The following is a 24,171-nucleotide window of genomic DNA, read 5'->3' as shown; positions in this document are numbered from 1 at the left end:
GGCGGTGGGCGCGCCACGCGTCATGCGCCGCTCTTCAGCCGCGCCTCAGGTCACTCCTCCTCGAGGAAGGAGAAGTCCCCGATCGTCGGCGGCTGCTCGTACTCGTAGTTCGCCGGGCCGAAGTTGGCCTCGACGGCCTCCTCCCACGCGCCCTCGTCGATCATGGTCTGGAGCGCGGTGTTGATCTCCTCGACCAGCGCCTCGTCGTCCTTCGCCACACCCACGCCGTAGTACTCGTCGCTGAGGCTGAAGCCGGCCAGCTTGAACTGGCCCTCGTACTGGTCCTGTGCCGCGTAGCCCGCGAGGATCGAGTCGTCCGTGGTCAGCGCGTCGAGCGTGCCGTTCTGCACGGCCGGCAGGCACTCGGAGTAGGTGTTGTACTCCTGCAGGTCGGCGTCCGGCGCGATGGAGTCCACGACGTTCTGCGCCGAGGTGGAGCCGGTGACCGAGCACAGCGTCATGTCGTTGATGGCGTCCTCGCTCACCTCCTGGTCGGTGCGGACCAGGAGGTCCTGGTGGGCGAGGAAGTACGGGCCGGCGAAGGACACCAGGTCCTGCCGCTCGGTGGAGATGGAGTAGCTCGCGACGATGAAGTCCACGTCGCCGCGCTGGAGCATGGACTCGCGGTCCGGGCTCGGCGCCTCCACCCACTCGATGTTCTCCGGCTCGACGCCCATCTCGCCCGCGATGAAGGTCGCGACGTCGACGTCGAAGCCGGAGTAGCCGCCGCCGGGCTCCTGCAGACCCAGGCCCGGCTGGTCGAACTTGATGCCGATGCGGAGCTCCTCGGCGCCCCCGCCGCCGGAGCCGCCGTTCCCGCCGCCACCGTCGCCGCCGTCGTCGTCGGAGCCGCAGGCCGTGGCGGCCAGCGAGAGAGCGAGAACGGCGGCGGCCAGGGCGCCAGCCTTGCGGATTCTCATGCGTTAGTCCTTGTGGTTGAGGTCTGGTCTTCAGCTGTGGTCACGGACGAGAAGGTCACGGACGAGGCTTTGCCGACCAGTCCGGCGTACTAGTGCTGAAGGATCTTCGACAGGAAGTCCTTCGCCCGGTCACTGCGCGGATTGTCGAAGAACTGGTGGGGGTCGGCCTCCTCGACGATCCGGCCGTCGGCCATGAATACCACGCGGTTGGCGGCGGAGCGGGCGAAGCCCATCTCGTGGGTGACGACCACCATCGTCATCCCCTCCCGCGCCAACTGCTGCATGACCTCCAGCACCTCGTTGATCATCTCGGGGTCGAGCGCCGAGGTGGGCTCGTCGAAGAGCATCACCTTCGGCTCCATCGCCAGCGCGCGGGCGATGGCGACGCGCTGCTGCTGGCCACCGGAGAGCTGCGCGGGATACTTGTCCGCCTGGTTCCCGACGCCCACCCGGTCCAGCAGGCCGCGGGCCCGCTTCTCGGCCTTCTCCTTGGGCTCCCGACGGACCTTGACCGGGCCGAGCATCACGTTCTGCAGCACGGTCTTGTGCGCGAAGAGGTTGAAGGACTGGAAGACCATGCCCACGTCGGCACGGAGCCGGGCCAGCTCCCTGCCCTCCTGCGGCAGCGGTTCGCCGTCGATGCGGATCGTGCCCGAGTCGATGGTCTCCAGCCGGTTGATGGTCCGGCACAGGGTGGACTTGCCGGAGCCCGAGGGGCCGATCACGACGACGACCTCGCCCCGCTTGATCGTGAGGTCGATGTCCTGCAGCACGTGGAGCGCACCGAAGTGCTTGTTCACGCTGTCCAGGACGACCAGGTCCTCCGCCGTGGGCTTGGCGTCCTCCGGGTCCTTGGTCAGCGATGCGTCGCTCATCGTGGGGCTGCTCCATCCTCGTTGGTTGCAGGGACCTTAACGACGGTGCCATACCGCGTCAGCAGAGTTGAGCGGAAATTGAGGATAACGATCTGGTCGAGCGCTGCTGCGTTCGGTGAGTGTGCCGGGGATCCTCGGAGGACCACGGAAGGACGTGGGGCGAGGAAGAATAGCCCGAGAGTGCCGAAGAAGCCCGAAAACGGAAGATCACCCGAAGAAGGGGGTGAGGAGTGCGCCTGCTCCTGGTCGAGGACGACGAGCACGTCGCCGCCGCCCTGGTCGGCGTGCTCGGCAAGCACGGCTTCGAGGTGGTCCACACCTCCTCCGGCGAGGAGGCGCTCGACCTGCTCCGTGAGGGCCCCTTCGCCGTGGTGCTGCTGGACCTCGGCCTGCCGGACGCGGACGGCTTCGAGGTGTGCGGCAGGATCCGTCGCGCCAGCCAGGTCCCGGTGATCATGGTCACCGCACGCGCCGACGTCAGGTCCCGCATCCACGGCCTGAACCTCGGCGCCGACGACTACGTGGTCAAGCCCTACGACACCGGCGAGCTGCTGGCCCGCATCCACGCCGTCAGCCGGCGCACCGGCGGCGGACACGCGGGCGGCCACCCCGCCGAGACCGCCGCGGGCGCGCCCACCGGCAACGGTGCCGGCCGCGTCGACGGCGTGCTGGCCCTCGGCCCGGTCACCGTCGACCTCGCCACCCGCCGGGTCCGCGTCGACGGCGACCCCGTGTCGTTGACCCGTAAGGAGTTCGACCTGCTGGCCCTGCTCGGCCAGCGGCCCGGCGTCGTCTTCCGGCGCGAGCAGATCATCAGCGACGTCTGGCAGACCAGCTGGGAGGGAACGGGACGCACCCTGGAGGTCCACGTCGCCTCGCTCCGCGCCAAGCTGCGCCACCCCGAGCTCGTCGAGACCGTCCGTGGCGTCGGCTACCGGCTGGCGCCGCCCCCCGCCCCCTGACCGCCCCCCGTCCCTCGCCCCCCGACCGCACCCGGCCGCGCCCACCCGCGCCCGGACCCGAGGCCCACCCATGCACTCACGCCTCCTGCCCCTGCTGACCTGCCTGCTGACCGGCGTGCTCCTCGCCCTCGGCGTCCCGCTGGCCATCAGCCTGGCCGGCTCCGAGCAGCAGCGGGTCGTCGTCGACCGGATCGACGACAACGCCCGCTTCGCGTCCCTGGCGCAGTTCGCCGCCGACGCCAGGCCCGGCACGGTCTCCGCCGGCACGGGTGACCCGCTGACCACGCTCCGCCAGGAGCTGGAGCGCTACCACGAGGTCTACGGCATCCGTGCCGGCGTCTTCTACCGCGACGGCCGCCCGATGACCACCGCCCCCCACGGCTGGGCGGTCCCCGGCGGGGTGACGGGCAGGGACTTCGCCGAGGCCCTCGCCGGCCGCCGCAGCCACCAGCCGGGCCAGATCTGGCCCTGGGACACCGACCGGCGGCTCGTCGTCGCCTCCCCCGTGATCCGGGACGGCGACGTGATCGCCGTCGTCGTCACCGACTCGCCCACGGGGCCGCTGCGCTCGCGCATCCTCGCCGGCTGGCTGCCCATCGCCGCGGTCGAGGCCGGCGCCATGCTGATGGCCGTGGGCGCCGCGTTCCGCCTCACCCGCTGGGTGCTGCGGCCGGTCCGCGTGCTGGACCGCGCCACCCACGACATCGCCACGGGCCGGCTGACCTCGCGCGTCGCCGCCGCCGGCGGCCCGCCCGAGCTGCGGCGGCTGGCCCGCTCCTTCAACGAGATGGCCGACCACGTCGAGGCCGTGCTGGAGCAACAGCGCGCCTTCGTCGCCGACGCCTCCCACCAGCTGCGCAACCCGCTCGCCGCGCTGCTGCTGCGCATCGACCTGCTGGGCATGAAGCTGCCGGAGGACGGCGAGGCCAGCCGCGAGGTCGCCTCGGTGCGGGCCGAGGGCAAGCGGCTGGCGCGGATGCTGGACGACCTGCTCGACCTCGCGCTCGCCGAGCACAGCCGCGCCGATCCGCGCGTCACCGACGTGGCGGCGCTCGCCGCCGACCGCATAGCCGCGTGGCGGCCCGTGGCGGAGCGCCGTGGCGTGACGCTGCGGCGTTCGGGCCCCGGGGCCGTGACCGGCTGGGCCGACCCCGTGGCCCTGGCCAGCGCCCTGGACGCCATCGTCGACAACGCCGTGAAGTTCACCCCCGGCGGTGGCCGGGTGACCGTCACCGTGACCTCCGAGGGCGGCCGGGTGGCGATCGAGACCGTCGACGACGGCCCCGGACTCACCGACGAGGAACTCGGCCGCATCGGAGACCGCTTCTGGCGCAGCGGCCGCCACCAGAACGTCTCCGGCTCCGGCCTCGGCCTGTCGATCGTCGCGGCGCTGCTGGCGGCCGGCGGCGCCACCATCTCCTACGCCCGCAACGAGCCCCACGGCCTGAGGGTGACCGTGCGGCTGCCCCGCGAGCCCGCCGACGACCCGCATCCGCCGCCCCCGGCCGAGCGCCGGGCGCTCACAGCTTGACCGAGCGGTAGTACGTCACCGCGCCCGGATGCAGGTCGAGCGGCTGGGTGTGGATGGCGGTGCGCAGGTCCACCCGCTGCGCGGCGTGCACCTCCCCGCCGATCCGGTCCCGTCCGTTGATCACCGACCGCGTGACCCGTTCGATCAGCGCCTCGTCGGCCGCGGCCGTCGTCACCAGCAGGTTCGCCACGGCGATGGTGTCGACGGCCTGGCCGCCGGCGATCCGGGGGTAGGCGTCGGGCGGCATGACCGCCGCGCGGTAGTACATGCGGTGGCCGCCGCGTTCGCGCAGCTCGGGCAGCAGGTCGCCGAGCGGCACCAGCCGGACGTCCGAGAGCCGGGAGAGGTGCTCGACGCTGGTGGTCGGCAGCCCGCCCGACCAGAAGAACGCGTCGAGCCGTCCCGCCTCCAGCATCCGCGGGGTCGCGTCGATGCCCTTGCGCACGGCCGTGAGGTCCCTGTCCATGTCGAGCCCGGCGGCGGCCAGCAGCTCCCGGGTCACCAGCTGCACCCCCGACCTGTCCTGACCGACGCCCACCCGCAGGCCGGCCAGGTCGGCGGCGGTGCGCACCGGGGAGTCCTCGGGGACGACGAGCTGGAGGTAGTCGTCGTAGAGCCGGGCGCAGGCCCGCAGGCGGTCCGCCCCCTCGCCGCCCGAGCGCTGGTAGGCGGCGAGCGAGTCGGCGGTCGCGATGGTGACGTCGGCCTCGCCGGCGACCAGCCGGGCGATGTTGTCCACCGATCCCTCGCTGTCGCGCAGCGTCACGGTGAGCTCGGGCTCCTCCCGCGCCAGCTGCTCGCGCAGCAGCTGGCCGTACCGGGTGTACACGCCGCTGGAGGTGCCCGTGCTGACGACGATCTCCTCCGGCAGCCGGGGCCCGCCCCCGAACAGCGGCCGCCACAGCAGCGCCCCCAGCACCACGAGCATCACGCCGACGCCGAGCGACACCAGCAGGCGCCGGCGGCGCGGCGGGGACAGGGAGAACATGCCGTCGATCCTGCGGGCAGACCACCAGCCTGGGCAAGCCACGGCGGCCACGTAGACTTTCCAGACGACCGGTCGCGCTCCGCCGCGGCCGTTCGCATCTGATCCCGGATCGACACGGATTGAGCCTCACGCCATGCCGGAAGCCGCGCGCACGTACCAGCTCAGGACGTTTGGCTGCCAGATGAACGTCCACGACTCCGAACGCATGGCCGGCCTGCTGGAGCAGGCCGGGTACGTCCGCGCCGAGGCCGGAGCCGACGAGGCCGACGTGGTCGTCTTCAACACCTGCGCCGTCCGGGAGAACGCCGACAACCGCCTCTACGGCAACCTGGGCCAGCTCGCCCCCCGCAAGGCCGCCCACCCCGGCATGCAGATCGCCGTCGGCGGCTGCCTGGCCCAGAAGGACCGCGACGCCATCGTGCGCCGCGCCCCCTGGGTCGACGTCGTCTTCGGCACCCACAACGTGGGCCGCCTGCCGGTGCTGCTGGAGCGCGCCCGCGTCCAGCGCGAGGCGCAGGTCGAGATCGCCGAGTCGCTGGAGGCGTTCCCCTCCACGCTCCCCACCCGCCGCGAGAGCGCGTACGCCGCCTGGGTCGCGATCTCCGTGGGCTGCAACAACACCTGCACCTTCTGCATCGTGCCGGCGCTGCGCGGCCGGGAGAAGGACCGCCGTCCCGGGGACATCCTCGCCGAGGTCGAGGCCCTCGTCGCCGAGGGCGTCATCGAGATCACCCTCCTCGGCCAGAACGTCAACGCCTACGGCTCCGACATCGGCGACCGGGAGGCGTTCTCCAAGCTGCTGCGGGCCTGCGGCCGGGTCGAGGGCCTGGAGCGGGTCCGCTTCACCTCCCCGCACCCGCGGGACTTCACCGACGACGTGATCGAGGCGATGGCCCAGACGCCCAACGTCATGCCGCAGCTGCACATGCCCCTGCAGTCCGGCTCCGACACGGTGCTGCGCGCCATGCGTCGCTCCTACCGCCAGGAGCGGTACCTCGGCATCATCGAGAAGGTCCGCGCGGCCATCCCCGACGCCGCCATCACCACCGACATCATCGTGGGCTTCCCCGGCGAGACCGAGGAGGACTTCGAGCAGACGCTCCACGTGGTGCGCGAGGCCCGCTTCGCGCAGGCCTTCACCTTCCAGTACTCCAAGCGCCCCGGCACGCCGGCCGCCGAGATGGACGGGCAGGTCCCGAAGGAGACCGTCCAGCACCGCTACGAGCGGCTCGTCGCGCTCCAGGAGGAGATCTCCTGGGCGGAGAACCGGCGCCAGGTCGGCCGGACCGTCGACGTGCTGGTGGCCGAGGGGGAGGGCCGCAAGGACGAGGCCACCCGCCGCATGTCCGGTCGCGCCGCGGACAACCGCCTGGTCCACTTCACCCGCCCGCAGGACCCGGGCCTCACCCCACGCCCCGGCGACGTCGCCACCGTCACGATCACCTACGCGGCGCCGCACCACCTCCTCGCCGAGGGCCGGGTCGACGCGGTGCGCCGCACCCCGGCCGGCGACGCCTGGGAGCGGCGCACCCAGGCACCGCGGCAGGACAGCGGCCCGGGTGTGATGCTCGGCCTGCCGACCGTCGGCGCCCCACCGCCCCAGCCCCAGCCGGCGCACGGCGGCTGCGCGCTGTCCTGATCCCGTGCTCACCGCCGCCGCCGTCTGTCCCTGCCCGCCCCTGCTCGTTCCCCAGGTGGCGCGGGGCGCCTCGCCCGAGCTCGACGAGGCACGCGCCGCCTGCCGCGACGCGCTGGCCGTGCTCGCCGACGCCCGGCCCGACCGGCTGGTCGTCGTGGGCCCCGCGGAGGGGCCCGGCCGGAGCGTCTTCCCGGCCGGCACGCGGGGCTCGTTCCGCGGCTTCGGGGTCGACCTCGACGTCACGCTGGGCGGGGTCGGGCCGGGCCGGCAGGGCGAGCCGGCCGGGTCGGAGGAGCACCCGTTGCCCCCGTCCCTGGCCGTCGGCGCCTGGCTGCTGGCCGACGCCGGCTGGAGCGCGGCCCCCGTCGAGGGCCTCGCCCTCGGCGCGTCGCTCGACCCGGCGCGGTGTCTCGCCGCGGGCCGCGAGCTGGCCGCCGGCAGGCGTCGCCTGGCGCTGCTGGTGATGGGCGACGGCAGCGCCCGTCGCTCCCCCCGCGCCCCCGGCGCCCACGACGACCGCGCCGCCGCGTTCGACGCCGCCGTCGCCCGCGCGCTCGCCACGGCCGACAGCGCGGCCCTGGCCGCGCTCGACGCGGAGCTCGCGGCGGAGCTGATGGTCGCGGGCCGGCCCGGCTGGCAGCTGCTGGCGGGCGCCGCCGAGGACGTCACCCTCCGCGGCCGGCTGCTGCACGACGACGCGCCCTACGGCGTCGGGTACCTCGTGGCCTGCTGGTCCTGAGTCCCGCGGCCCCCCGGGCGGCTCCCGGTCGGCCGGCCCCCGGCGAGAGCCCTCCGACGCACCGGGGTCTGCGAGACTGGCCGCGTGTCCCCCCGTACCGCCGCCGCCGCGCGGCTCGTCGCCGTCGTCGGCCCCACCGCCGCGGGCAAGTCCGACCTCGCCGTGGACCTCGCCGAGCGCCTGGGCGGCGAGGTCGTCAACGCCGACTCCATGCAGCTCTACCGCGGCATGGACATCGGCACCGCCAAGCTGACCGAGGCCGAGCGCCGTGGCGTCCCGCACCACCTCCTCGACGTGTGGCCCGTCACCGAGACCGCCAGCGTCGCCGAGTACCAGCGCCTGGCGCGGGCCCGGATCGACCAGCTGCTGGCGGCCGGCCGCACCCCCGTCCTCGTCGGCGGCTCCGGCCTCTACGTCCGCGGCGCGATCGACGAGCTCGACTTCCCCGGCACCGACCCCCAGGTCCGGGCCCGCCTGGAGGCGGAGCTGGCCAGCGAGGGCAGCGGCGCGCTCCACGCCCGCCTCGCCGCCCTCGACCCGCCGGCCGCCCGCGCCATCCTGCCGAGCAACGGCCGCCGCGTCGTGCGGGCACTGGAGGTCATCGAGCTCACGGGCCAGCCGTTCACCGCGCGCCTGCCCGCGCCGGGCGAGGACCGCGCCGTCTATCCGGCCCTTCAGCTGGGCCTCGCCGTGGAGCGCCCCGAGCTCGACGAGCGGATCGCGCTGCGGGTGGACCGGATGTGGCGCGCGGGTCTGCCCGAGGAGGTACGCGCGCTGGAGCGCGTCGGCCTGCGCGAGGGCCGCACCGCCTCGCGCGCCCTCGGGTACCAGCAGGTGCTGGCGGCGTTCGCCGGCGCGTGCACCCTCCAGGAGGCGCGGGAGGAGACCGTGCGGGCCACCCGTCGCTTCGCCCGGCGCCAGGAGTCGTGGTTCCGTCGCGACGACCGTGTCCACTGGCTGGACGCCGAGCAGGCCGCCTCGGGCGAGGCGACGAAGCGGGCCTGGGAGCTCGTCGAACGGACGGTCACATCCTGATCACGTGATGGCATCGGGACGCTCCTGGCGGGCGGTGCCGGGGGCGGAGCGTGCCATCATCGACCAAGGCTGCGGCCGTAGGGCGTTCACAAAGGAGGGCGCGTGGCGATGGAGGCCGGCCCTCGGGAGAGCGACGGCAGGACGGATGGCATTCCGGGGCGGCGCCTGGAACGCGATCCGCTCGACGACGCGCCGTCACTGGACACGACGCCCCTGGACAGCGCCCGGCTCGACGGCGAGGCCGCCCTCGCGGGCGAGGGCGCCGGGGAGTCCTACGGCGAGCTCCGCCCCTCGCGCCGGCTGCGGCTGACACAGCTCGCCCCCATCGTGCTCCTGGGCCTGCTCGGCTCCCTGATGTTCGCCTTCCCCCTCGCCTTCGCGTTCGACGAGACGGGCGCCGTGGTCGCCATGCTGGGCCTGCTGCTCGGGTGCAGCGCCGCCGGCTGGGGCATGATGGCCGCCCGCCGCGTCGGCCACACCTGGCCAGGGCTGCCGGCACGCGGCTCGGACGCCCGCCCCGACTGGCGGATGGTCCTGCTCTACGCGGCGATCGTGGGCGTTCTCGCCGCCCTCGCCGTCTGGCGCGTCGCCGCCCTCCGCTGAGCCGGAGCCCACGGACGGCCGCTCAGACCACCTTCTTTCAGCCAGCTTTGATGGGACATTCGTCACTCACAAGGGTGATGTGCCGCGAGACGGGCGGGAGTTGGACGGCGGCACCTCGCGCGCTCGGTAGCATCAAGCACCGGCGCCGCTGCGGGGACCACCCGGGGACCATCTGACACGGGACTCACGGATGCCACGGGGAAACGGCCGCGGTCCGGTCCACGACCGCGGGAGGTGCCCCCCATGACCGCAGAGGCGACCACGCCCAGCGACGCCGCTCCCGGCCGCGCCACCAGGCGACGCGGCCACCGCCGCGACGTGCTGGGACTGCGCAAGCTCGGCCGCGCCGCGTTCCTCCGCGCCGGCACGGCGACCGCGCGGGACCGGCTCCCCGACGCCATCGAGCACGTCGCCCAGGTCCACCGGCGTCACCACCCCCGCGCCGACCTCGACGCGCTGCGCCGCGCGTACGTGCTGGCGGAGGCCGCGCACCGGGGCCAGATGCGCAAGAGCGGCGAGCCGTACATCACCCACCCGCTGGCCGTGACCCTCATCCTCGCCGAACTCGGCGCCGAGACCACGACCCTGACCGCCTCCCTGCTCCACGACACCGTCGAGGACACCGAGGTGACGCTCCAGCGGGTCCGTGCCGACTTCGGCGAGGAGGTGGCCCACCTCGTCGACGGCGTGACCAAGCTGGAGAAGGTGGACTACGGCGCCGCGGCCGAGCCGGAGACCTTCCGCAAGATGCTCGTCGCCACCGGCAGCGACGTGCGGGTGATGTCGATCAAGCTCGCCGACCGGGTCCACAACATGCGCACCCTCGGCGTCATGCGCCCCGAGAAGCAGGCCCGCATCGCCGGGGTCACCCGCGACGTGCTCATCCCGCTCGCCGAGCGGCTCGGGGTGCAGGCGGTCAAGACCGAGCTGGAGGACTTGGTCTTCGCCATCCTCAACCCCGAGGAGCACGCCCGCGCCGAGGAACTGCTCCGGCTCCACCAGCGGCGGCCCGACCCGCTGCGGGAGGTCGCCGAGGAGGTCCGGGCCGTGCTGCGGGAGGCCGGGATCGCCGCCGAGGTGAAGATCCGGCCCCGACACGTGCTCTCCGTCCACCGCCTCCGGCTCAAACGCGGCGAGCCCGGCCCGTGCGACTTCGGCCGGCTGCTGATCCTCGTCGCCGAGAACGCCGACTGCTACGCCGTCCTCGGTGAGCTGCACACCTGCTTCACCCCGCTGACCGCGGAGTTCAAGGACTTCATCGCGGCCCCGAAGTTCAACCTCTACCAGTCGCTGCACACCGCCGTCGCCGACGCCTCGGGGCGCGTGGCCGAGGTGCTCGTCCGCACCCACCGCATGCACCGCGTGGCGGAGCACGGCGTCGTCGCCCTCGGCGACCCGCACCGGGCGGGCGACGCCGAGACGGGCGAGTCGGCGGAGGGCGCCGACCCCACCCGCCCCGGCTGGCTGTCGCGCCTGCTGGAGTGGCAGCGGCAGGCGCCCGACGCCGACACCTTCTGGACCGAGCTCCGCGACGACCTCGCCAGGGACCGCGAGATCACCGTGTTCGCCGAGGCCGCCGAGGCGACCGAGGCCCCCGAGGAGGGGCCGCTGCACCTGCCGGCCGGCGCCACCTGCGTCGACGCGGCCTACGCGCGCCACGGCCACGCCGCCCACGCCTGTGTCGGCGCCCGGGTCAACGGGCGGCTGGCGACACTGCGCACCGTCCTGCGCGACGGCGACACCCTGCGGCTGCTGCTCGCTCCGGAGGGCACCTCGGGACCCTCGCCCGAGTGGCTGGAGTACGCCACGACGCCGGCCGCGCGGATCCCGATCCGCCGCTGGCTGGACGCGGAGCAGGCCGAACGGGCCGAAGAGGCGGCGAGGGCCGGGGAGACCGGGAAGGCGGGGAAGGGCGGGGAGCGTGCGGCGCCGCCCGCCGGCAGGGCCACGGACGGTGCCCCCACCCCCGTTGGCCAGGACCGCGCCCGTCCTCCCGCCGGCACACGGAGCGACGCAGACGGGCGCGATGCCGACGCAGACGCCGACCAGGCGGGTCACGAGCCGGCGGCCGAGGTCGCCGGCGTGCCCGACGCGCGCGTGCGGCTCGCCGGCTGCTGCACCCCCGTGCCGCCCGACACGGTCCGTGGCTTCGCCGTGCGCCGCGGCACGGTCACCGTCCACCGCGACGGCTGCGCGGCGGCCGTGCGGATGGTGGCCTCCGGCCGCCCCGAGCTGCCGGTGAGCTGGCGCTCGGCCTCAGTCGGCTGCCGGGTCACCCTGCTGGCCGAGGCGCTGGGCCGGCCGCACCTGCTGGCGGATCTCACCGAGGCCCTGGCCGTCCACGGTGCCGCCGTGCTCCACGCCGAGGTCACACCCCCCCGCCAGCAGCGGGTCCGCCACACCTACACGTTGCGCCTGCCCGACGCGTCGGGCCTGCCCCGGCTGATCCGCGCCATGCGCAGCGTGCCCGGGGTCTACGACGTCACCCGCGCCTCGCAGGCCACCGGCTGACCGGCGCGCGCCGGCGGCGCGAGGCGCTCCTCCTCGCGCTTCGGCGCGCTAATCGACGTGACCTCGCCGTGGGCCCGTGCCACCATGGGCGTGCGTGCCGAGCGCGACCTGCCGGCGCCCCGCTCGGAATCTTCCACGCCCCTCGGGCGTTGAACGGGACAGCCGGAATCCCCTCACCCTTAAGGACCGCATTGACCTTCTCTTCCCTTCCTCAGGACACACAGCGTCCCGTCGTGAGCCGCCGGGCCGACGCCCTGATGGATGAGGACGCGGCCATGACCGACCCCCAGGCTCCGCAGACGCCGGACGGCGAGCAGTTCGACCGCGAGGAGCGCGCGGCGCTGCGGCGCGTAGCGGGCCTGTCCACGGAGCTCGCCGACATCACCGAGGTCGAGTACCGGCAGCTGCGCCTGGAGCGCGTGGTGCTCGTCGGTGTCTGGACCTCCGGCACCGTCGACGACGCGGAGAACTCCCTGGCGGAGCTCGCCGCCCTGGCCGAGACCGCGGGCGCGCTCGTGCTCGACGGCGTGATCCAGCGCCGGGACAAGCCGGACCCCGCCACGTACATCGGCTCCGGCAAGGCCCAGGAGCTGCGTGACGTCGTGCTGGAGACGGGCGCCGACACGGTCGTCTGCGACGGTGAGCTCAGCCCGGGTCAGCTGATCCACCTGGAGGACGTCGTCAAGGTGAAGGTGGTGGACCGCACCGCCCTGATCCTGGACATCTTCGCCCAGCACGCCAAGTCGCGCGAGGGCAAGGCACAGGTCTCCCTGGCGCAGATGCAGTACATGCTGCCGCGGCTGCGCGGCTGGGGTCAGTCCCTCTCGCGCCAGATGGGTGGCGGTGGCTCCAGCAGCGGAGGCGGTGGCATGGCCACCCGCGGCCCCGGTGAGACCAAGATCGAGACGGACCGGCGTCGGATCCGCGAGAAGATGGCGAAGGTCCGTCGCGAGATCGCGGAGATGAAGACCGGCCGCGAGATCAAGCGCCGCGAGCGACGACGCAACCGCGTACCGTCCGTGGCCATCGCCGGATACACCAACGCCGGGAAGTCCTCCCTGCTCAACCGCCTCACCGGCGCGGGCGTGCTCGTGGAGAACGCCCTGTTCGCCACGCTCGACCCCACCGTGCGGCGCGCGGTGACGCCCGGCGGTCGGGCGTTCACGCTCACCGACACCGTCGGGTTCGTGCGGCACCTGCCGCACCACCTGGTCGAGGCGTTCCGCTCCACGATGGAGGAGGTCGGCGACGCCGACCTGATCCTGCACGTGGTGGACGGCTCGCACCCGACTCCCGAGGCGCAGCTGGCGGCGGTGCGCGAGGTCGTCCGCGACGTCGGCGCCCAGAAGGTGCCCGAGATCGTCGTCGTCAACAAGGCGGACGCCGCCGACGAGCTGACGTTGCAGCGGCTGCTGCGCGCCGAACAGCGCGCGATCGTCGTCTCGGCCCGCACCGGGCAGGGCATCGAGCAGCTGATGGAGTGGATCGACCAGGAGCTGCCGAGGCCGGGCCACGAGGTCGAGGCGCTCGTGCCGTACACGCAGGGCGCTCTCGTCTCGCGCGTGCACGCCGAGGGCGAGGTGCACTCCGAGGAGCACACCGAGCAGGGCACCCTCCTGAAGGCGGAGGTGTCGCAGGAGCTGGCGGCCCTCCTGGAGCCGTACGTGCCGGCGCGTCCCTGACGCACGGCCCACGGCCGCCCTGATCCGGTCTCCTGACCCGTGCCCTGGGCCTGCCCCCCTGCTGGGGCAGGCCCTAGCATGGGGCAGGCCCGTCGGCGCGCATCTCCACGGAGAGCGCGACCTTTCGTCACAGGGAGTACGTGCATCGTGTTGCGCACCATGTTCAAGTCGAAGATCCACCGTGCCACCGTCACCGAGTCCGACCTGCACTACGTGGGCTCGGTCACCGTCGACGCCGCGTTGATGGACGCCGCCGACCTGCTGCCGGGCGAGCTGGTGCACATCGTGGACATCGACAACGGCAACCGGCTGGAGACGTACGTCATCGAGGGCGAGCGCGGCTCCGGCGTGATCGGGATCAACGGCGCCGCCGCCCACCTCGTCAAGCCCGGTGACCTCGTCATCCTGATCAGCTACGCGCAGGTGGACGACGCCGAGGCACGCCGCCTGCGCCCCACCGTGGTGCACGTGGACGAGCACAACCGCGTCGTCGGGCGCGGCACGGACCCCTCCGAGCCGGTCCCCGGCGCGCCGTTCACGCGCGGCCCGCACGCCGTCGCCCGCTCCTGACAGCCGTTCCCGACGGCCGCACACGCCAGGCGGCCCGGCACCCCCGCGAGGGATGCCGGGCCGCTGTTCGTGGCGCGTGCCGTGGACGTGCCGCGGGACCTGGGACCTACTGGCTGCTCACGTCGTCGAAGACGCCGCGCGCCTCGTCCTCCAGCCGCGGGCCCGCCAGGTAGGTGGACTCCATGTCGCCGATCGAGTTGACCGAGATCAGTTCGAGGCCGCCGCCGTCGCCGGTGCGCAGCCACGGGCCACCGGAGGAACCACCGGTCATCGAGCAGCCGGCCCAGTACATGACGGGCATGGTCGCGTCGAGCGACAGCCGCGCCGGGGTGCCCGCGCAGCTGTACATCAGCTCACCGTCGTACGGCGCGGCCGCGGGGTATCCGTAGAGGGTCACATCGCCGAGGCCGGAGACGGCCGGGGCGTCGAAGTTGACCGGCACGGAGCCGCCGACCAGCTCCTCCAGGGACTGGTTGCCGCCCTCCTCGGGCTGGACCGACATGACGGCGAAGTCGCCGTGGGCGCCGCCACCGCCGACCGCCGCGCCGTTGTCCACCCAGTACTGCGTGGTCGACACGTAGTCGGCCCACCAGATGCCGTGGGGCGCGACCTCCTCGAAGGGGGCCTGCGCGAGCTCCTCGGCGGAGAGGGCACCGGGGTTGTAGTACGGGACGAAGATGACGTTGCGGTACCAGCCGCCGCCGGTGCCGGCATGCACGCAGTGGCCCGCCGTCGCGACGAGGTTGGACTGGCCGGGATTGGCGGGATCCGAGACGACCGTGCCGGAGCAGACCATCGGGCCCTCCGGGGTGTCGAAGAAGACCCGGCCCGCGGGCACGCCGAGGTCCTGGTACGGGGCCGGCACGGCGGCGGCCTCGACGTACTCCGGCTGCGGGTCGGTGATGCCGCGGTCGTCGTCGGGGTCGTCCGACTCCGGCGGGCTCGGGTCCTCCTCGATCTGCTCGTCGTCGATGTCCTGGTCGGGGTCCTCCGCCTCACCGAAGCGGTCGGGGTTCCACAGGTCCTCGATGATCGGGTTGATGAAGTCGCCGAGCTCGCTCAGCCACCGGTCCTCGTCCCAGTTCCGCCACTCGCCCTCCGTCCAGGCGTCGAGGTCCACCTCGAACGGCAGGTTGTCGAGAATGTCCTGGACTCGGTCGTCTGCCGCGGCGTCGTCACTCGGATCCGTGACGTCTCCGCCGCCACCGGGTTCGTCATCGCCGCTGCAGGCGGTGGCGGTGAGCGCGAGGCAGGCGGCCAGCGCCGTGGCTGCCATGGCGGCGCGGCGGCGCCCTGGCCGCCTGCGAATCGATGACATGGGTGAACTCCCCCTGATTGGTGCTTGTTGGGTTGGGACGTCCTGGCACGCGCTCCACCGGGGCGGAGCGCCCTCCACTATGCCGTTGACCATCCAGACGGCCGTGGCGGGGTCCCCGGTTCCGGCCCGGGCCGCGAAGGATCTTGCCACGGGGCCGTGATCCCGGAGGCGCGGTGTCGTTAACACGAATGGCGGCACGCCCTGGGTGCGCCGCGACCAGCAACGTCAGGGAACGACCAGGCGACGAAGGAGGCAGGCACCGCGTGGCCGCGCCGACCGGGCGCGCCGAGCGCAGGTGCCGTATCCCGCATGACCGCATCCTCCCGCCGCGACCGCGGCCCAGCCCGTGAACGCCAGCCGTCGCGCCACCGGTTGACCCGGCTGGCGGAGACCGCCGGCCTCCGCCAGCCGCGGCACGCCGCCGTCACCACGGCTCCCGAGCCCGCCGCCGCGGGCGCGCACGCGCGGGAGGGAGCGCACGAGCCGGCCGACCCGTTGGACCATCCCGACGCGGACCGCGCCGCCGACGCCGCCGGCGTGGAGAACCTGCTGCGCTGCTGGCTGCGCGAGCGCGGGATCGCGCGGCCCGCCGACGGGTGTCTGCGGCTGGCGCTGGCGGCCTCGGGCGTCACCCTCCTGGTGCCGGTGCTCTACTGGTCGGCGACGGGCTGGCACCGCTTCGGTCGTCCCGTCCTGGCGGGTGCCGCCCCCCGGGCCGCCGCCGTGGACGCCGTCACGCTCGCGGTGCTCCTGGCCCGCGAGGCCGCCGCGCCGTCGGACGTCGGCGGTGGCGGTGGGGGTACGGCTGGCGGAGGCGGCGGGGGAGGCGTCGTCGACCTGGCCGGCCGGGTCGCCGACTCGGTGCGCCGCACGGGCGTCTTCCTCGCGGCACGTCGCACCGCCGACCTTCCGACGGCCGGCCGTCCCCCGTTCCTCCTCGCCGAACAGTCCCTGGTCCTCGGCCACCCCCTGCACCCCACGCCCAAGAGCCGCGAAGGGCTCGCCGGCGCCGAGGCCCGCAGCTTCTCACCCGAGCTCGGGGGCGCCTTCCGGCTCCACTGGATGGCCGTGCACCGCTCGGTGCTCGCGGCCGACTCGGCCTGGCGCGAGGACGGCGCGACCGTGCCGGCGCCCGCCCTCGCCGCGCGGCTCGCGGGTGGCGAACTCGCGCTCCCTCCGGACACCGTGCCCCTGCCTCTCCACCCCTGGCAGGCGCGCGAGGTGACGCGGCGTTCCGCCGTCGCCCGGCTGCTGGCCGACGGCAGGCTCCACGACCTGGGGGAGCACGGCGAGCCGTGGTACCCCACATCCTCCGTGCGGACGGTCCACCAGCCGGGCGCCCCGGCCATGCTCAAGCTCTCCCTCGGCCTGGACATCACCAACTCCCGCCGCGAGAACCTCCGCAAGGAGCTCCACCGTGGCGTGGAGGTGCACCGGCTGCTCAGCGGCGGCCTGGCCGGACGGCGCCGTGACGCGTTCGGCCGGGGCCACGGCTTCGACGTGCTGCGCGACCCCGCATGGCTCGGGGTGAACGACGAGGACGGGCGGCCGTTGCCCGGCATGGACGTCGTGCTGCGGCAGAGCCCGTTCGGCCCGGAGGACGACGTGACGTGCGTGGCGGCCCTGACGACGCCGCGCCCCTGGCCCGGCCAGCCGAAGGCGGGGACGCACTCCCGTCTCGCCCGGCTCGTGGGCGCACTCGCCGACCGCGCCGGCCGCTCCACCAGCGCGGTCGCCGTGGAGTGGCTGCTGCGGTACCTGCGCGTCGTCGTCGAGCCCGTGTTGTGGCTCGACGCCGAGGCCGGCGTCGCGTTGGAGGCGCACCAGCAGAACACCCTCGTGCTGCTCGACGCCGACGGATGGCCCGCCGGCGGCTGGTACCGGGACAACCAGGGGTACTACTTCCGCGCCTCGCACCGCGACGCGCTCCAGCGGCGACTTCCCGGGATCGGTGACGCCTCCGACACCTTCGTGACCGACGCCGTCGCCACCGAGCGCTTCGCGTACTACCTCGCGATCAACAACGTCTTCGGCCTGATCGGCGCCCTGGGCTCCGAGCGGCTCGCCGAGGAGGAGCTGCTGATCGCCGCGTTCCGCCGCTTCCTCGGCGAGACCGCGCGGGGCGGAGGGCCCGTCTCGCCGCTCACGACCCACCTGCTGGAGTCCCCGACGCTGCGCTGCAAGGCCAACCTGCTGACCCGGATCCACGGCCTCGACGAGCTGGTCGGGCCGGTGGACGGTCAGTCCGTCTACGTCACGATCCGCAACCCCCTCGCCGCCCGCTGAGCCCGGCGCCGCCGGCCCCGCCGGCTCCACCGGCCCTGGCCTCCGCCGGCCGTCCGTCCCACCGCACCGTGCCCCCGAGGCAGGAGACCCGATGTCGTCGCCGTTATCCCAGGCACCCCCGCCCTCGTCCCCGTCGCCCCCGCCATCGCCGTCCCCGGTGACCGGTCGGCCGCCGGGCGGCCCGCCACCGACCGTCGACCCGCTGGACGGGGTCGCGCGCTGGGGTCCCGTCGTCACCTCGGCCGGCTCCTTCCGGCTGCGGCCGGTCCGGCTGGCGCGGGACCTGCCGCTCCTGGCCGCGTGGATGAACGACCCGGTGGTCGACGCGTTCTGGGAGCTGGCCGGGCCGGCCGAGCGCACCGCCGCCCACATCCGTCAGCAGCTGCGGGGGGACGGCCGTAGCCTGCCCTGTCTCGGCGTGCTGGACGGCACCCCGATGAGCTACTGGGAGCTCTACCGCGCCGACCTCGACCCCCTCGCGCGCCACTTCCCCTGCCACCCCCACGACACGGGGGTCCACCTCCTCATCGGCGGCGCCCGGAACCGTGGTCGGGGTCTTGGCACGGTGCTGCTGCGGGCCGTGGCCGAGCTCGTGCTCCGGCACCGGCCGCGGTGCGGGCGGGTGGTGGCCGAACCGGACGTGCAGAACGCGGCGAGCGTCGCCGCCTTCCGCGCGGCGGGATTCCGCAAGGTCGCCGAGGCCGAACTGCCCGACAAGCGCGCCGCGATCATGCTGCGCGCCCGCTGACCGGGCCCGCACCCGCCAACCGACCGGCGAAGGCCCCGGCAACGGCCCCTCCAGCACCGAAACCGCTGACACCGAAACCCTTGGCAACGACGCAACCCACCGGCAACGAGAGGAGAACCCGATGCCCCCGATCCCGCCAGCCGGGCCCGAGGCCGCGGCGTGGCACGAGGCGGCACGCCGCCTGTTCGCCAAGATGCTGGGCGAGTTCGCCTACGAAGGCATTCTCACCCCCGAGCACGACGAGGCCGCGCCCGACGCCTACCGGCTGCCCGTCACCCCCCAGCTGAGCTACCGCTTCCGCGCCCGACGCGGCGCCTACGGTCACTGGCTCGTCGACGCCGCCTCCATCACCCCCGAGGCCGACCCGCTGGCCTTCGTCGCCCACGCCCACGACGGCCTCCTCGGCCTCGCGGGGGACACCACGGGCCACCTCATCCGCGAGCTCACCGCGACGCTGAGCGCCGACGTGGTGCTGGACGCGTCGGCGCCCAGCGTCGCCGAGCTCGCCGACCTCGACTACGCGCGGCTGGAGGGCCACCAGACCGGTCATCCCTGGCTGGTGGCCAACAAGGGCCGCCTCGGCTTCTCCACCTCCGACGCGACCCGCTGGGCACCGGAGGCCCGCGCGCCCAGGGCACTGCCCTGGCTCGCCGTCCACCGTGACCTCGCCCAGTACCGCGGGGTGCCGGCCCTCGCCACGCCCGACCGGCTCTACGACGAGGAGCTGGCCGAGCCCACGCGCGCCACGTTCGCGCGGACCGTCTCCGACCAGGGACGCAACCCCGACCACTACCTGTGGCTGCCGGTCCACCCCTGGCAGTGGGACGAGACCATAGCCCCGCTCTTCGCGCCACAGATAGCCGAGCGTGCCCTCATACCGCTGCCCAGCGACGGCGAGCTGCGGCTGCCGCAGCAGTCCATCCGCACCTTCCTCAACGTCTCCCGGCCCGCCGCCCGCACCGTCAAGCTTCCGCTGTCCATCCTCAACACCCTCGTCTGGCGCGGCCTGCCCACGGAACGCACCCTCGCCGCCCCCGCCGTCACCGGATGGATCCACGGGCTCCGCGACGGCGACCCGTTCCTCGCCGAGGAGACGCGCGTGATCCTGCTCGGCGAGACCGCGTCCGTCGCCGTCCGGCACCCCCTCTACGACGGGCTGCCCGGGGTGCCCTACCAGTACCGCGAGCTGCTGGGCTGCATCTGGCGCGAGCCCCTCGGGCCCTACCTGGAGCCGGGGGAGCGCGCCCGCACCCTCGCCGCGTTGCTGGCCACCGACCCGGCGGGCGGCTGCCTGTCCGCCGAACTGGTCCGCCGCTCCGGGCTCGCGCCGGTCGACTGGCTGCGGGCCCTGCTGGAGGCCCTGCTCCCGCCGCTGCTGCACTTCCTCTACCGCTACGGCACCGTCTTCTCGCCGCACGGTGAGAACACCATCGTCGTCTTCGACGAGCGGGACGTCCCCGTGCGGATGGCCGTCAAGGACTTCGTGGACGACGTGAACGTCAGTGCCGAGCCCTTCGAGGAGACCGCGTCGATGCCGGAGGCGGTGGCCAGGGTGCTGCTGCGGGAGCGGCCCGACTTCCTGACGCAGTTCATTCACGCCGGACTCTTCATCGGGGTGTTCCGGTATCTCGCGCCGCTGTGGGAGGAGCATCTCGACGTGCCGGAGGTCGAGTTCTGGTCACTCGTCCGGGCGGAAGTTCTCCGCTACCAGCGGCGCTTCCCCGAGCTGAAGGATCGTTTCGCGGCCTTTGACCTGCTCACTCCTCGGATCGCGAGGCTCTGCCTGAACCGCAACCGCCTCTACCTCGACGGATACCGCGACCGGGCCGAGCGTCCGCACGCCGCCGTGCGGGGGACCGTCCAGAATCCGCTGCACCGTGTCTGAAGCCGTCGAGATGGCGCGGCGGTGTCGGTGGCGGCCGTTAGGGTGGCAGCCGACATGACTGAGGTAACTGAGGTAACCGAGCTGTCCGCGAGCACTCCTGACGAGACGCCGACCGCCGGCGCCGTACCCACCGTGACCGAGCTGCTCGGGGCCGCCGTGGCCGCCGTGGGCGGCAGCGAGCGGCCCGGCCAGGTCACGATGGCCGAGGCGGTCGCCGAGGCCGTGGCCGACGGGACCCACCTGCTGGTCCAGGCCGGCACCGGGACCGGGAAGTCGCTCGGGTACCTGGTGCCGGCGCTGGCGGAGGGCGAGCGGGTCGTCGTCGCCACGGCGACGCTCGCGCTCCAGCGGCAGCTGATCGAGCGCGACCTGCCCAGGACGGTGGAGGCACTGCGCCCGCTGCTGGGCCGGAGCCCCGAGTTCGCCACCCTGAAGGGCCGTTCCAACTACCTCTGCCTCCACCGGCTGCACGAGGGGGTGCCGCAGGACGACGATCAGGGTCTCTTCGACCCCTTCGAGTCCGCCCAGCCCACCAGCAGGCTCGGCAGGGACCTGCTGCGGCTGCGCACGTGGTCGCAGGAGACGGAGTCGGGGGACCGGGACGAGCTGACGCCGGGCGTCTCGGACCGCGCCTGGTCCCAGGTCTCGGTCTCCTCCCGGGAGTGCCTGGGAGCCAGCCGCTGCGCGTACGGGGCGGAGTGCTTCGCCGAGGCGGCCCGGGAGCGGGCCAAGCTGGCCGAGGTCGTCGTCACCAACCACGCGCTGCTCGCGATCGACGCCATCGAGGGCGCCCCGGTGCTGCCCGGTCACGAGGTGCTGATCATCGACGAGGCGCACGAGCTGGTCTCCCGGGTGACCGGGGTCGCCACCGGGGAGCTCAGCCCGGGCGGGGTCAACCGCGCGGTGCGCCGCGCGGCCAAGCTCGTCGACGAGAAGGTGGCCGACCAGCTGATGACCTCGGCCGAGGCGTTCGAGCGGCTGCTGGAGGTGGCGGCGCCCGGCCGACTGACCGAGATCCCCGAAGACCTCGGGTACACGCTCGCCGCGCTGCGGGACGCCGCGCGTGCCGTCATCACCGCCCTCGGCACCACGCGGGACAAGGGCGTGGCGGACGAGGACGCCGTGCGCAAGCAGGCACTCGCCTCGGTGGAGTCGGTGCAGGAGGTCGCCGAGCGCATCGTGCAGGGCTCGGAGCACGACGTCGTCTGGTACGAGCAGCACGACCGGTACGGCGCCTCGCTGCGTGTGGCGCCGCTGTCGGTGTCCGGGCTGCTGCGGGAGAAGCTCTTCACCGAGCGCTCCGTCGTGCTCACCTCGGCCACCCTCCGGCTCGGGGGTGACTTCAACGGCGTGGGCGCCTCGCTGGGGCTCGCGCCCGAGGGACAGCACGGCGAGGACTTCCCGCCCTGGCGCGGCATCGACGTGGGATCGCCGTTCACCTACCGCAAGCAGGGCATCCTCTACGTGGCACAGCACCTCTCGCCCCCCGGGCGGGAGGGGAGCCGCGCCGACATGCTGGACGAGCTCGCCGAGCTGATGGAGGCGGCCGGCGGGCGGACGCTCGGCCTGTTCTCCTCCATGCGCGCCGCGCAGGCGGCGGCTGAGGCGCTGCGGGGCCGGCTGGACCTGCCGATCCTGCTGCAGGGTGAGGAGACCCTCGGCGAGCTGATCCGCACCTTCGCCGACGACGCGCGCACCTGTCTCTTCGGCACGCTCTCGCTCTGGCAGGGTGTCGACGTGCCGGGTCCGAACTGCCAGCTCGTGGTGATGGACCGCATTCCCTTCCCGCGTCCGGACGACCCGCTGGTCAGCGCGCGCCAGAAGGCCGTGGAGGAGGAGGGGGGCAACGGCTTCATGGCGGTGGCGGCGACGCACGCCGCGCTGCTGATGGCCCAGGGCGCGGGCCGTCTGGTCCGGACGACGGAGGATCGGGGCGTGGTCGCGGTGCTGGACCCGCGGCTGGCCAAGGCCAGGTACGGCAGCTTCCTGCGTGCCTCCATGCCCGACTTCTGGCAGACCACGGATCGGAACCAGGTGCGCCGCTCCCTCGCGGCGATCGACGCGGCAGCGCGAGCCGCCGCGTCGTGATGCACCTCGTTCAGGCCCGCGGGGGCCGGTGGGTCCGGGCTCCGCGAGCGCTAGACCCGACGCATGACCGCGACGACCTTGCCGAGGATCGTCGCCTCGTCTCCGGGGATCGGCTGGTACGCGGTGTTGTGGGGGAGGAGCCAGACCTGGCCGTCCTCCCGCCGGAAGCGCTTGACCGTGGCCTCGCCGTCGAGCATCGCGGCGACGATGTCGCCGTTCTCCGCCACGGGCTGGCGACGCACGGTCACCCAGTCGCCGTCACAGATGGCCGCGTCGATCATGGAGTCCCCCACGACCTTCAGGACGAAGAGCTCGCCGTCCCCGACGAGCTGCCGGGGGAGGGGGAAGACATCCTCGACCGACTCCTCGGCCAGGATGGGCCCACCCGCGGCGATCCGGCCGACCAGGGGAACGTAGGAGGCGGCGGGCTTGCCGGTGGTGTCGGGGGCGGGAGGGGGCGGCGTCTCGGCGCCGCGCACCTCGTACGCGCGGGGGCGGTGGGGGTCCCGGCGGAGGAAACCCTTCCGCTCCAGGGCCATGAGCTGGTGGGCGACGGAGGAGGTGCTGGAGAGCCCGACGGCCTGGCCGATCTCCCGCATCGACGGAGGGTATCCACGGCGCTGCACGGAGTCGCGAATGACCTCGATGACGCGCCGCTGACGGTCCGTGAGCCCGGAGCTGTCCGCCCGGATGCCCGGCGGGCGTCCCGGCATCGGCCGCGCGGGCGCGGGCCCGGCCGCGGTGATGCGGTCCTGGCGGCGCTCGGCGGCGGTGACGGCGTCGTCTGCTGCGGTGGTCATGTGGACCCCTTCTCAGGCTGATACTCCCTAGTCACACAACGGTAGTTGCTATCGAAAGGTTGCGCCAAACACACGTTCGAGTGAAAAATGACTGATCGCCTGTCGTGATCAATCGATCGGGTGTATGGCGGCAAACGGTAACCCACCGTGGCCGCCGCGAGCGGAGCAGGGTGCGATAGCCTCGTCGCGCCCTCGCTGGCCCATCGTCGCCTCCCTGCCGCCGCTGACTGTCGCTGATAACGCGCCGCGGTCCGGCGGCTACCCTAGATCTAGTGGTCTTCCGCGTCAACGCCCCCACAAGTTGTGGTGTCGTGGCATCATCGAGGGCACGCATCGCCTATGCTGGACGGCGTCCCGCGAGGCGGCCCTGATGTGTCAGGGGATGCGTCAGGGTGCGCTCGGTCATACCGTCGCGCCCGGGACTGTCACTCTGCGTCATTGATGCTGTGAGGAGGGAGAGTAGCGATGCACTGCCCCTTCTGCCGGCATTCCGACAGCCGGGTCGTCGACAGCCGCACCGCCGACGACGGCACGGTGATCCGCCGACGCCGCCAGTGCCCCAGCTGCTCCCGCCGGTTCACCACGGTCGAGACCGCCTCGCTCATGGTCATCAAGCGCAGCGGCGTCACCGAGCCGTTCAGCCGGGACAAGGTGATCGCCGGTGTCCGCAAGGCCTGTCAGGGCCGCCCGGTCACCGAGGACGCCCTCGCCCAGCTCGGCCAGCGGGTCGAGGAGGCCGTCAGGGCCACCGGCAGCGCCGAGCTGTCCACGCACGACGTCGGCCTCGCGATACTCGGCCCGCTCCGCGAGCTCGACCTGGTGGCCTACCTGCGGTTCGCGTCCGTCTATCGGGCGTTCGACTCGCTGGAGGACTTCGACGCCGCCATCGCGGAGCTGCGCGGGAGCATCCAGGACGCCGTGCCCCAGCGGCGCGCCGCCGACTGAGCGGCACACGGACCAGGCCGCGGCGCACCGTCGCGCCCGGCCGCAG

The 24,171-nt window shown here is 73.7% G+C and carries 19 protein-coding genes; 14 read left to right on the top strand and 5 right to left on the bottom strand.

Annotated features, from left to right (window positions below):
* Positions 1-50 precede the first annotated feature (50 nt).
* Together ACTWP5_RS25155 and ACTWP5_RS25150 are read right to left on the bottom strand one after the other, a co-directional pair.
* Positions 51-920: a glutamate ABC transporter substrate-binding protein gene (locus tag ACTWP5_RS25155; RefSeq protein WP_443223390.1), complete on the bottom strand. Its 870-nt coding sequence runs from the start codon at positions 918-920 to the stop codon at positions 51-53.
* Positions 921-1,009: 89 nt separating this feature from the next.
* The gene (locus tag ACTWP5_RS25150) at positions 1,010-1,795 is read right to left on the bottom strand and encodes an amino acid ABC transporter ATP-binding protein (RefSeq protein WP_443223389.1); all 786 of its coding nucleotides are present in this window, start codon (positions 1,793-1,795) and stop codon (positions 1,010-1,012) included.
* 230 nt (positions 1,796-2,025) lie between these two features.
* Here ACTWP5_RS25150 and ACTWP5_RS25145 point away from each other — a divergent pair, with 230 nt between their 5' ends.
* Both ACTWP5_RS25145 and ACTWP5_RS25140 read left to right on the top strand, forming a co-directional pair.
* Positions 2,026-2,757 carry a response regulator transcription factor gene (locus ACTWP5_RS25145; protein ID WP_443223388.1) on the top strand — a complete coding sequence of 244 codons (732 nt, stop codon included), beginning with the start codon at positions 2,026-2,028 and terminating at the stop codon, positions 2,755-2,757.
* A gap of 70 nt (positions 2,758-2,827) precedes the next feature.
* The gene (locus tag ACTWP5_RS25140; protein WP_443223387.1) at positions 2,828-4,288 is read left to right on the top strand and encodes a sensor histidine kinase; all 1,461 of its coding nucleotides are present in this window, start codon (positions 2,828-2,830) and stop codon (positions 4,286-4,288) included.
* On the opposite strand, the gene ACTWP5_RS25135 is transcribed toward ACTWP5_RS25140, so the two are convergent.
* Positions 4,278-5,276: a TAXI family TRAP transporter solute-binding subunit gene (locus ACTWP5_RS25135; protein ID WP_443223386.1), complete on the bottom strand. Its 999-nt coding sequence runs from the start codon at positions 5,274-5,276 to the stop codon at positions 4,278-4,280. The two genes, ACTWP5_RS25140 and ACTWP5_RS25135, sit on opposite strands and share 11 nt — an antisense overlap.
* A gap of 133 nt (positions 5,277-5,409) precedes the next feature.
* Here ACTWP5_RS25135 and miaB point away from each other — a divergent pair, with 133 nt between their 5' ends.
* The 7 genes from miaB (at position 5,410) to panD (ending at position 14,055) form a co-directional block, all read left to right on the top strand.
* The gene (miaB, locus tag ACTWP5_RS25130; protein ID WP_443223385.1) at positions 5,410-6,915 is read left to right on the top strand and encodes a tRNA (N6-isopentenyl adenosine(37)-C2)-methylthiotransferase MiaB; all 1,506 of its coding nucleotides are present in this window, start codon (positions 5,410-5,412) and stop codon (positions 6,913-6,915) included.
* A gap of 4 nt (positions 6,916-6,919) precedes the next feature.
* Positions 6,920-7,654 (top strand): hypothetical protein, encoded by a 735-nt coding sequence (locus ACTWP5_RS25125; protein WP_443223384.1) that lies wholly within the window; start codon positions 6,920-6,922, stop codon positions 7,652-7,654.
* Between the two features lie 84 nt (positions 7,655-7,738).
* Complete coding sequence (gene miaA / locus ACTWP5_RS25120) at positions 7,739-8,689, top strand: tRNA (adenosine(37)-N6)-dimethylallyltransferase MiaA (RefSeq protein ID WP_443223383.1); 951 nt, start codon at positions 7,739-7,741, stop codon at positions 8,687-8,689.
* Between the two features lie 108 nt (positions 8,690-8,797).
* Positions 8,798-9,292: a hypothetical protein gene (locus tag ACTWP5_RS25115; protein ID WP_443223409.1), complete on the top strand. Its 495-nt coding sequence runs from the start codon at positions 8,798-8,800 to the stop codon at positions 9,290-9,292.
* Between the two features lie 243 nt (positions 9,293-9,535).
* Positions 9,536-11,803, top strand: coding sequence for a RelA/SpoT family protein (locus ACTWP5_RS25110; protein ID WP_443223382.1), 2,268 nt, complete (start codon positions 9,536-9,538; stop codon positions 11,801-11,803).
* A 257-nt stretch (positions 11,804-12,060) separates the two neighbouring features.
* Entirely contained in the window at positions 12,061-13,485 is a 1,425-nt protein-coding gene (gene hflX / locus ACTWP5_RS25105; protein WP_443223408.1) for a GTPase HflX, read from the top strand.
* A gap of 147 nt (positions 13,486-13,632) precedes the next feature.
* On the top strand, positions 13,633-14,055 hold the full coding sequence (panD, locus tag ACTWP5_RS25100) for an aspartate 1-decarboxylase (protein ID WP_443223381.1): 423 nt from the start codon (positions 13,633-13,635) through the stop codon (positions 14,053-14,055).
* A 106-nt stretch (positions 14,056-14,161) separates the two neighbouring features.
* Here panD and ACTWP5_RS25095 read toward each other — a convergent pair whose 3' ends face one another.
* Positions 14,162-15,373, bottom strand: coding sequence for a trypsin-like serine peptidase (locus ACTWP5_RS25095; RefSeq protein ID WP_443223380.1), 1,212 nt, complete (start codon positions 15,371-15,373; stop codon positions 14,162-14,164).
* A 309-nt stretch (positions 15,374-15,682) separates the two neighbouring features.
* Here ACTWP5_RS25095 and ACTWP5_RS25090 point away from each other — a divergent pair, with 309 nt between their 5' ends.
* The 4 genes from ACTWP5_RS25090 (at position 15,683) to ACTWP5_RS25075 (ending at position 22,380) form a co-directional block, all read left to right on the top strand.
* Entirely contained in the window at positions 15,683-17,659 is a 1,977-nt protein-coding gene (locus ACTWP5_RS25090; RefSeq protein ID WP_443223379.1) for an IucA/IucC family protein, read from the top strand.
* Positions 17,660-17,750: 91 nt separating this feature from the next.
* On the top strand, positions 17,751-18,407 hold the full coding sequence (locus ACTWP5_RS25085) for a GNAT family N-acetyltransferase (protein WP_443223378.1): 657 nt from the start codon (positions 17,751-17,753) through the stop codon (positions 18,405-18,407).
* Positions 18,408-18,528: 121 nt separating this feature from the next.
* Entirely contained in the window at positions 18,529-20,292 is a 1,764-nt protein-coding gene (locus ACTWP5_RS25080; RefSeq protein WP_443223377.1) for an IucA/IucC family protein, read from the top strand.
* 54 nt (positions 20,293-20,346) lie between these two features.
* Positions 20,347-22,380: an ATP-dependent DNA helicase gene (locus tag ACTWP5_RS25075; RefSeq protein ID WP_443223376.1), complete on the top strand. Its 2,034-nt coding sequence runs from the start codon at positions 20,347-20,349 to the stop codon at positions 22,378-22,380.
* Positions 22,381-22,430: 50 nt separating this feature from the next.
* On the opposite strand, the gene lexA is transcribed toward ACTWP5_RS25075, so the two are convergent.
* Complete coding sequence (lexA, locus tag ACTWP5_RS25070) at positions 22,431-23,180, bottom strand: transcriptional repressor LexA (protein ID WP_443223375.1); 750 nt, start codon at positions 23,178-23,180, stop codon at positions 22,431-22,433.
* A 465-nt stretch (positions 23,181-23,645) separates the two neighbouring features.
* On the opposite strand from lexA, the gene nrdR reads away from it, so the two are divergent.
* A complete protein-coding gene (gene nrdR / locus ACTWP5_RS25065; RefSeq protein WP_443223374.1) occupies positions 23,646-24,125 on the top strand; it encodes a transcriptional regulator NrdR in 480 nt (159 codons plus the stop codon).
* Positions 24,126-24,171: the final 46 nt, after the last annotated feature.

It is taken from the genome of Streptomyces sp. 4N509B (genome assembly GCF_052245655.1).
Lineage (GTDB): Bacteria > Actinomycetota > Actinomycetes > Streptomycetales > Streptomycetaceae > Streptomyces.
This window is presented reverse-complemented; position numbering and strand designations above follow the sequence as displayed.

Coding starts and splice junctions, on each gene's coding strand:
- ACTWP5_RS25090 (WP_443223379.1), top strand. CDS start 15,683: ATGACCGCATCCTCCCGCCGCGACCGCGGCCCAGCCCGTGAACGCCAG.
- ACTWP5_RS25135 (WP_443223386.1), bottom strand. CDS start 5,276: ATGTTCTCCCTGTCCCCGCCGCGCCGCCGGCGCCTGCTGGTGTCGCTC.
- hflX (WP_443223408.1), top strand. CDS start 12,061: ATGGATGAGGACGCGGCCATGACCGACCCCCAGGCTCCGCAGACGCCG.
- ACTWP5_RS25085 (WP_443223378.1), top strand. CDS start 17,751: ATGTCGTCGCCGTTATCCCAGGCACCCCCGCCCTCGTCCCCGTCGCCC.
- lexA (WP_443223375.1), bottom strand. CDS start 23,180: ATGACCACCGCAGCAGACGACGCCGTCACCGCCGCCGAGCGCCGCCAG.
- ACTWP5_RS25110 (WP_443223382.1), top strand. CDS start 9,536: ATGACCGCAGAGGCGACCACGCCCAGCGACGCCGCTCCCGGCCGCGCC.
- ACTWP5_RS25140 (WP_443223387.1), top strand. CDS start 2,828: ATGCACTCACGCCTCCTGCCCCTGCTGACCTGCCTGCTGACCGGCGTG.
- ACTWP5_RS25155 (WP_443223390.1), bottom strand. CDS start 920: ATGAGAATCCGCAAGGCTGGCGCCCTGGCCGCCGCCGTTCTCGCTCTC.
- ACTWP5_RS25080 (WP_443223377.1), top strand. CDS start 18,529: ATGCCCCCGATCCCGCCAGCCGGGCCCGAGGCCGCGGCGTGGCACGAG.
- ACTWP5_RS25115 (WP_443223409.1), top strand. CDS start 8,798: ATGGAGGCCGGCCCTCGGGAGAGCGACGGCAGGACGGATGGCATTCCG.
- ACTWP5_RS25150 (WP_443223389.1), bottom strand. CDS start 1,795: ATGAGCGACGCATCGCTGACCAAGGACCCGGAGGACGCCAAGCCCACG.
- ACTWP5_RS25095 (WP_443223380.1), bottom strand. CDS start 15,373: ATGTCATCGATTCGCAGGCGGCCAGGGCGCCGCCGCGCCGCCATGGCA.
- nrdR (WP_443223374.1), top strand. CDS start 23,646: ATGCACTGCCCCTTCTGCCGGCATTCCGACAGCCGGGTCGTCGACAGC.
- miaB (WP_443223385.1), top strand. CDS start 5,410: ATGCCGGAAGCCGCGCGCACGTACCAGCTCAGGACGTTTGGCTGCCAG.
- ACTWP5_RS25075 (WP_443223376.1), top strand. CDS start 20,347: ATGACTGAGGTAACTGAGGTAACCGAGCTGTCCGCGAGCACTCCTGAC.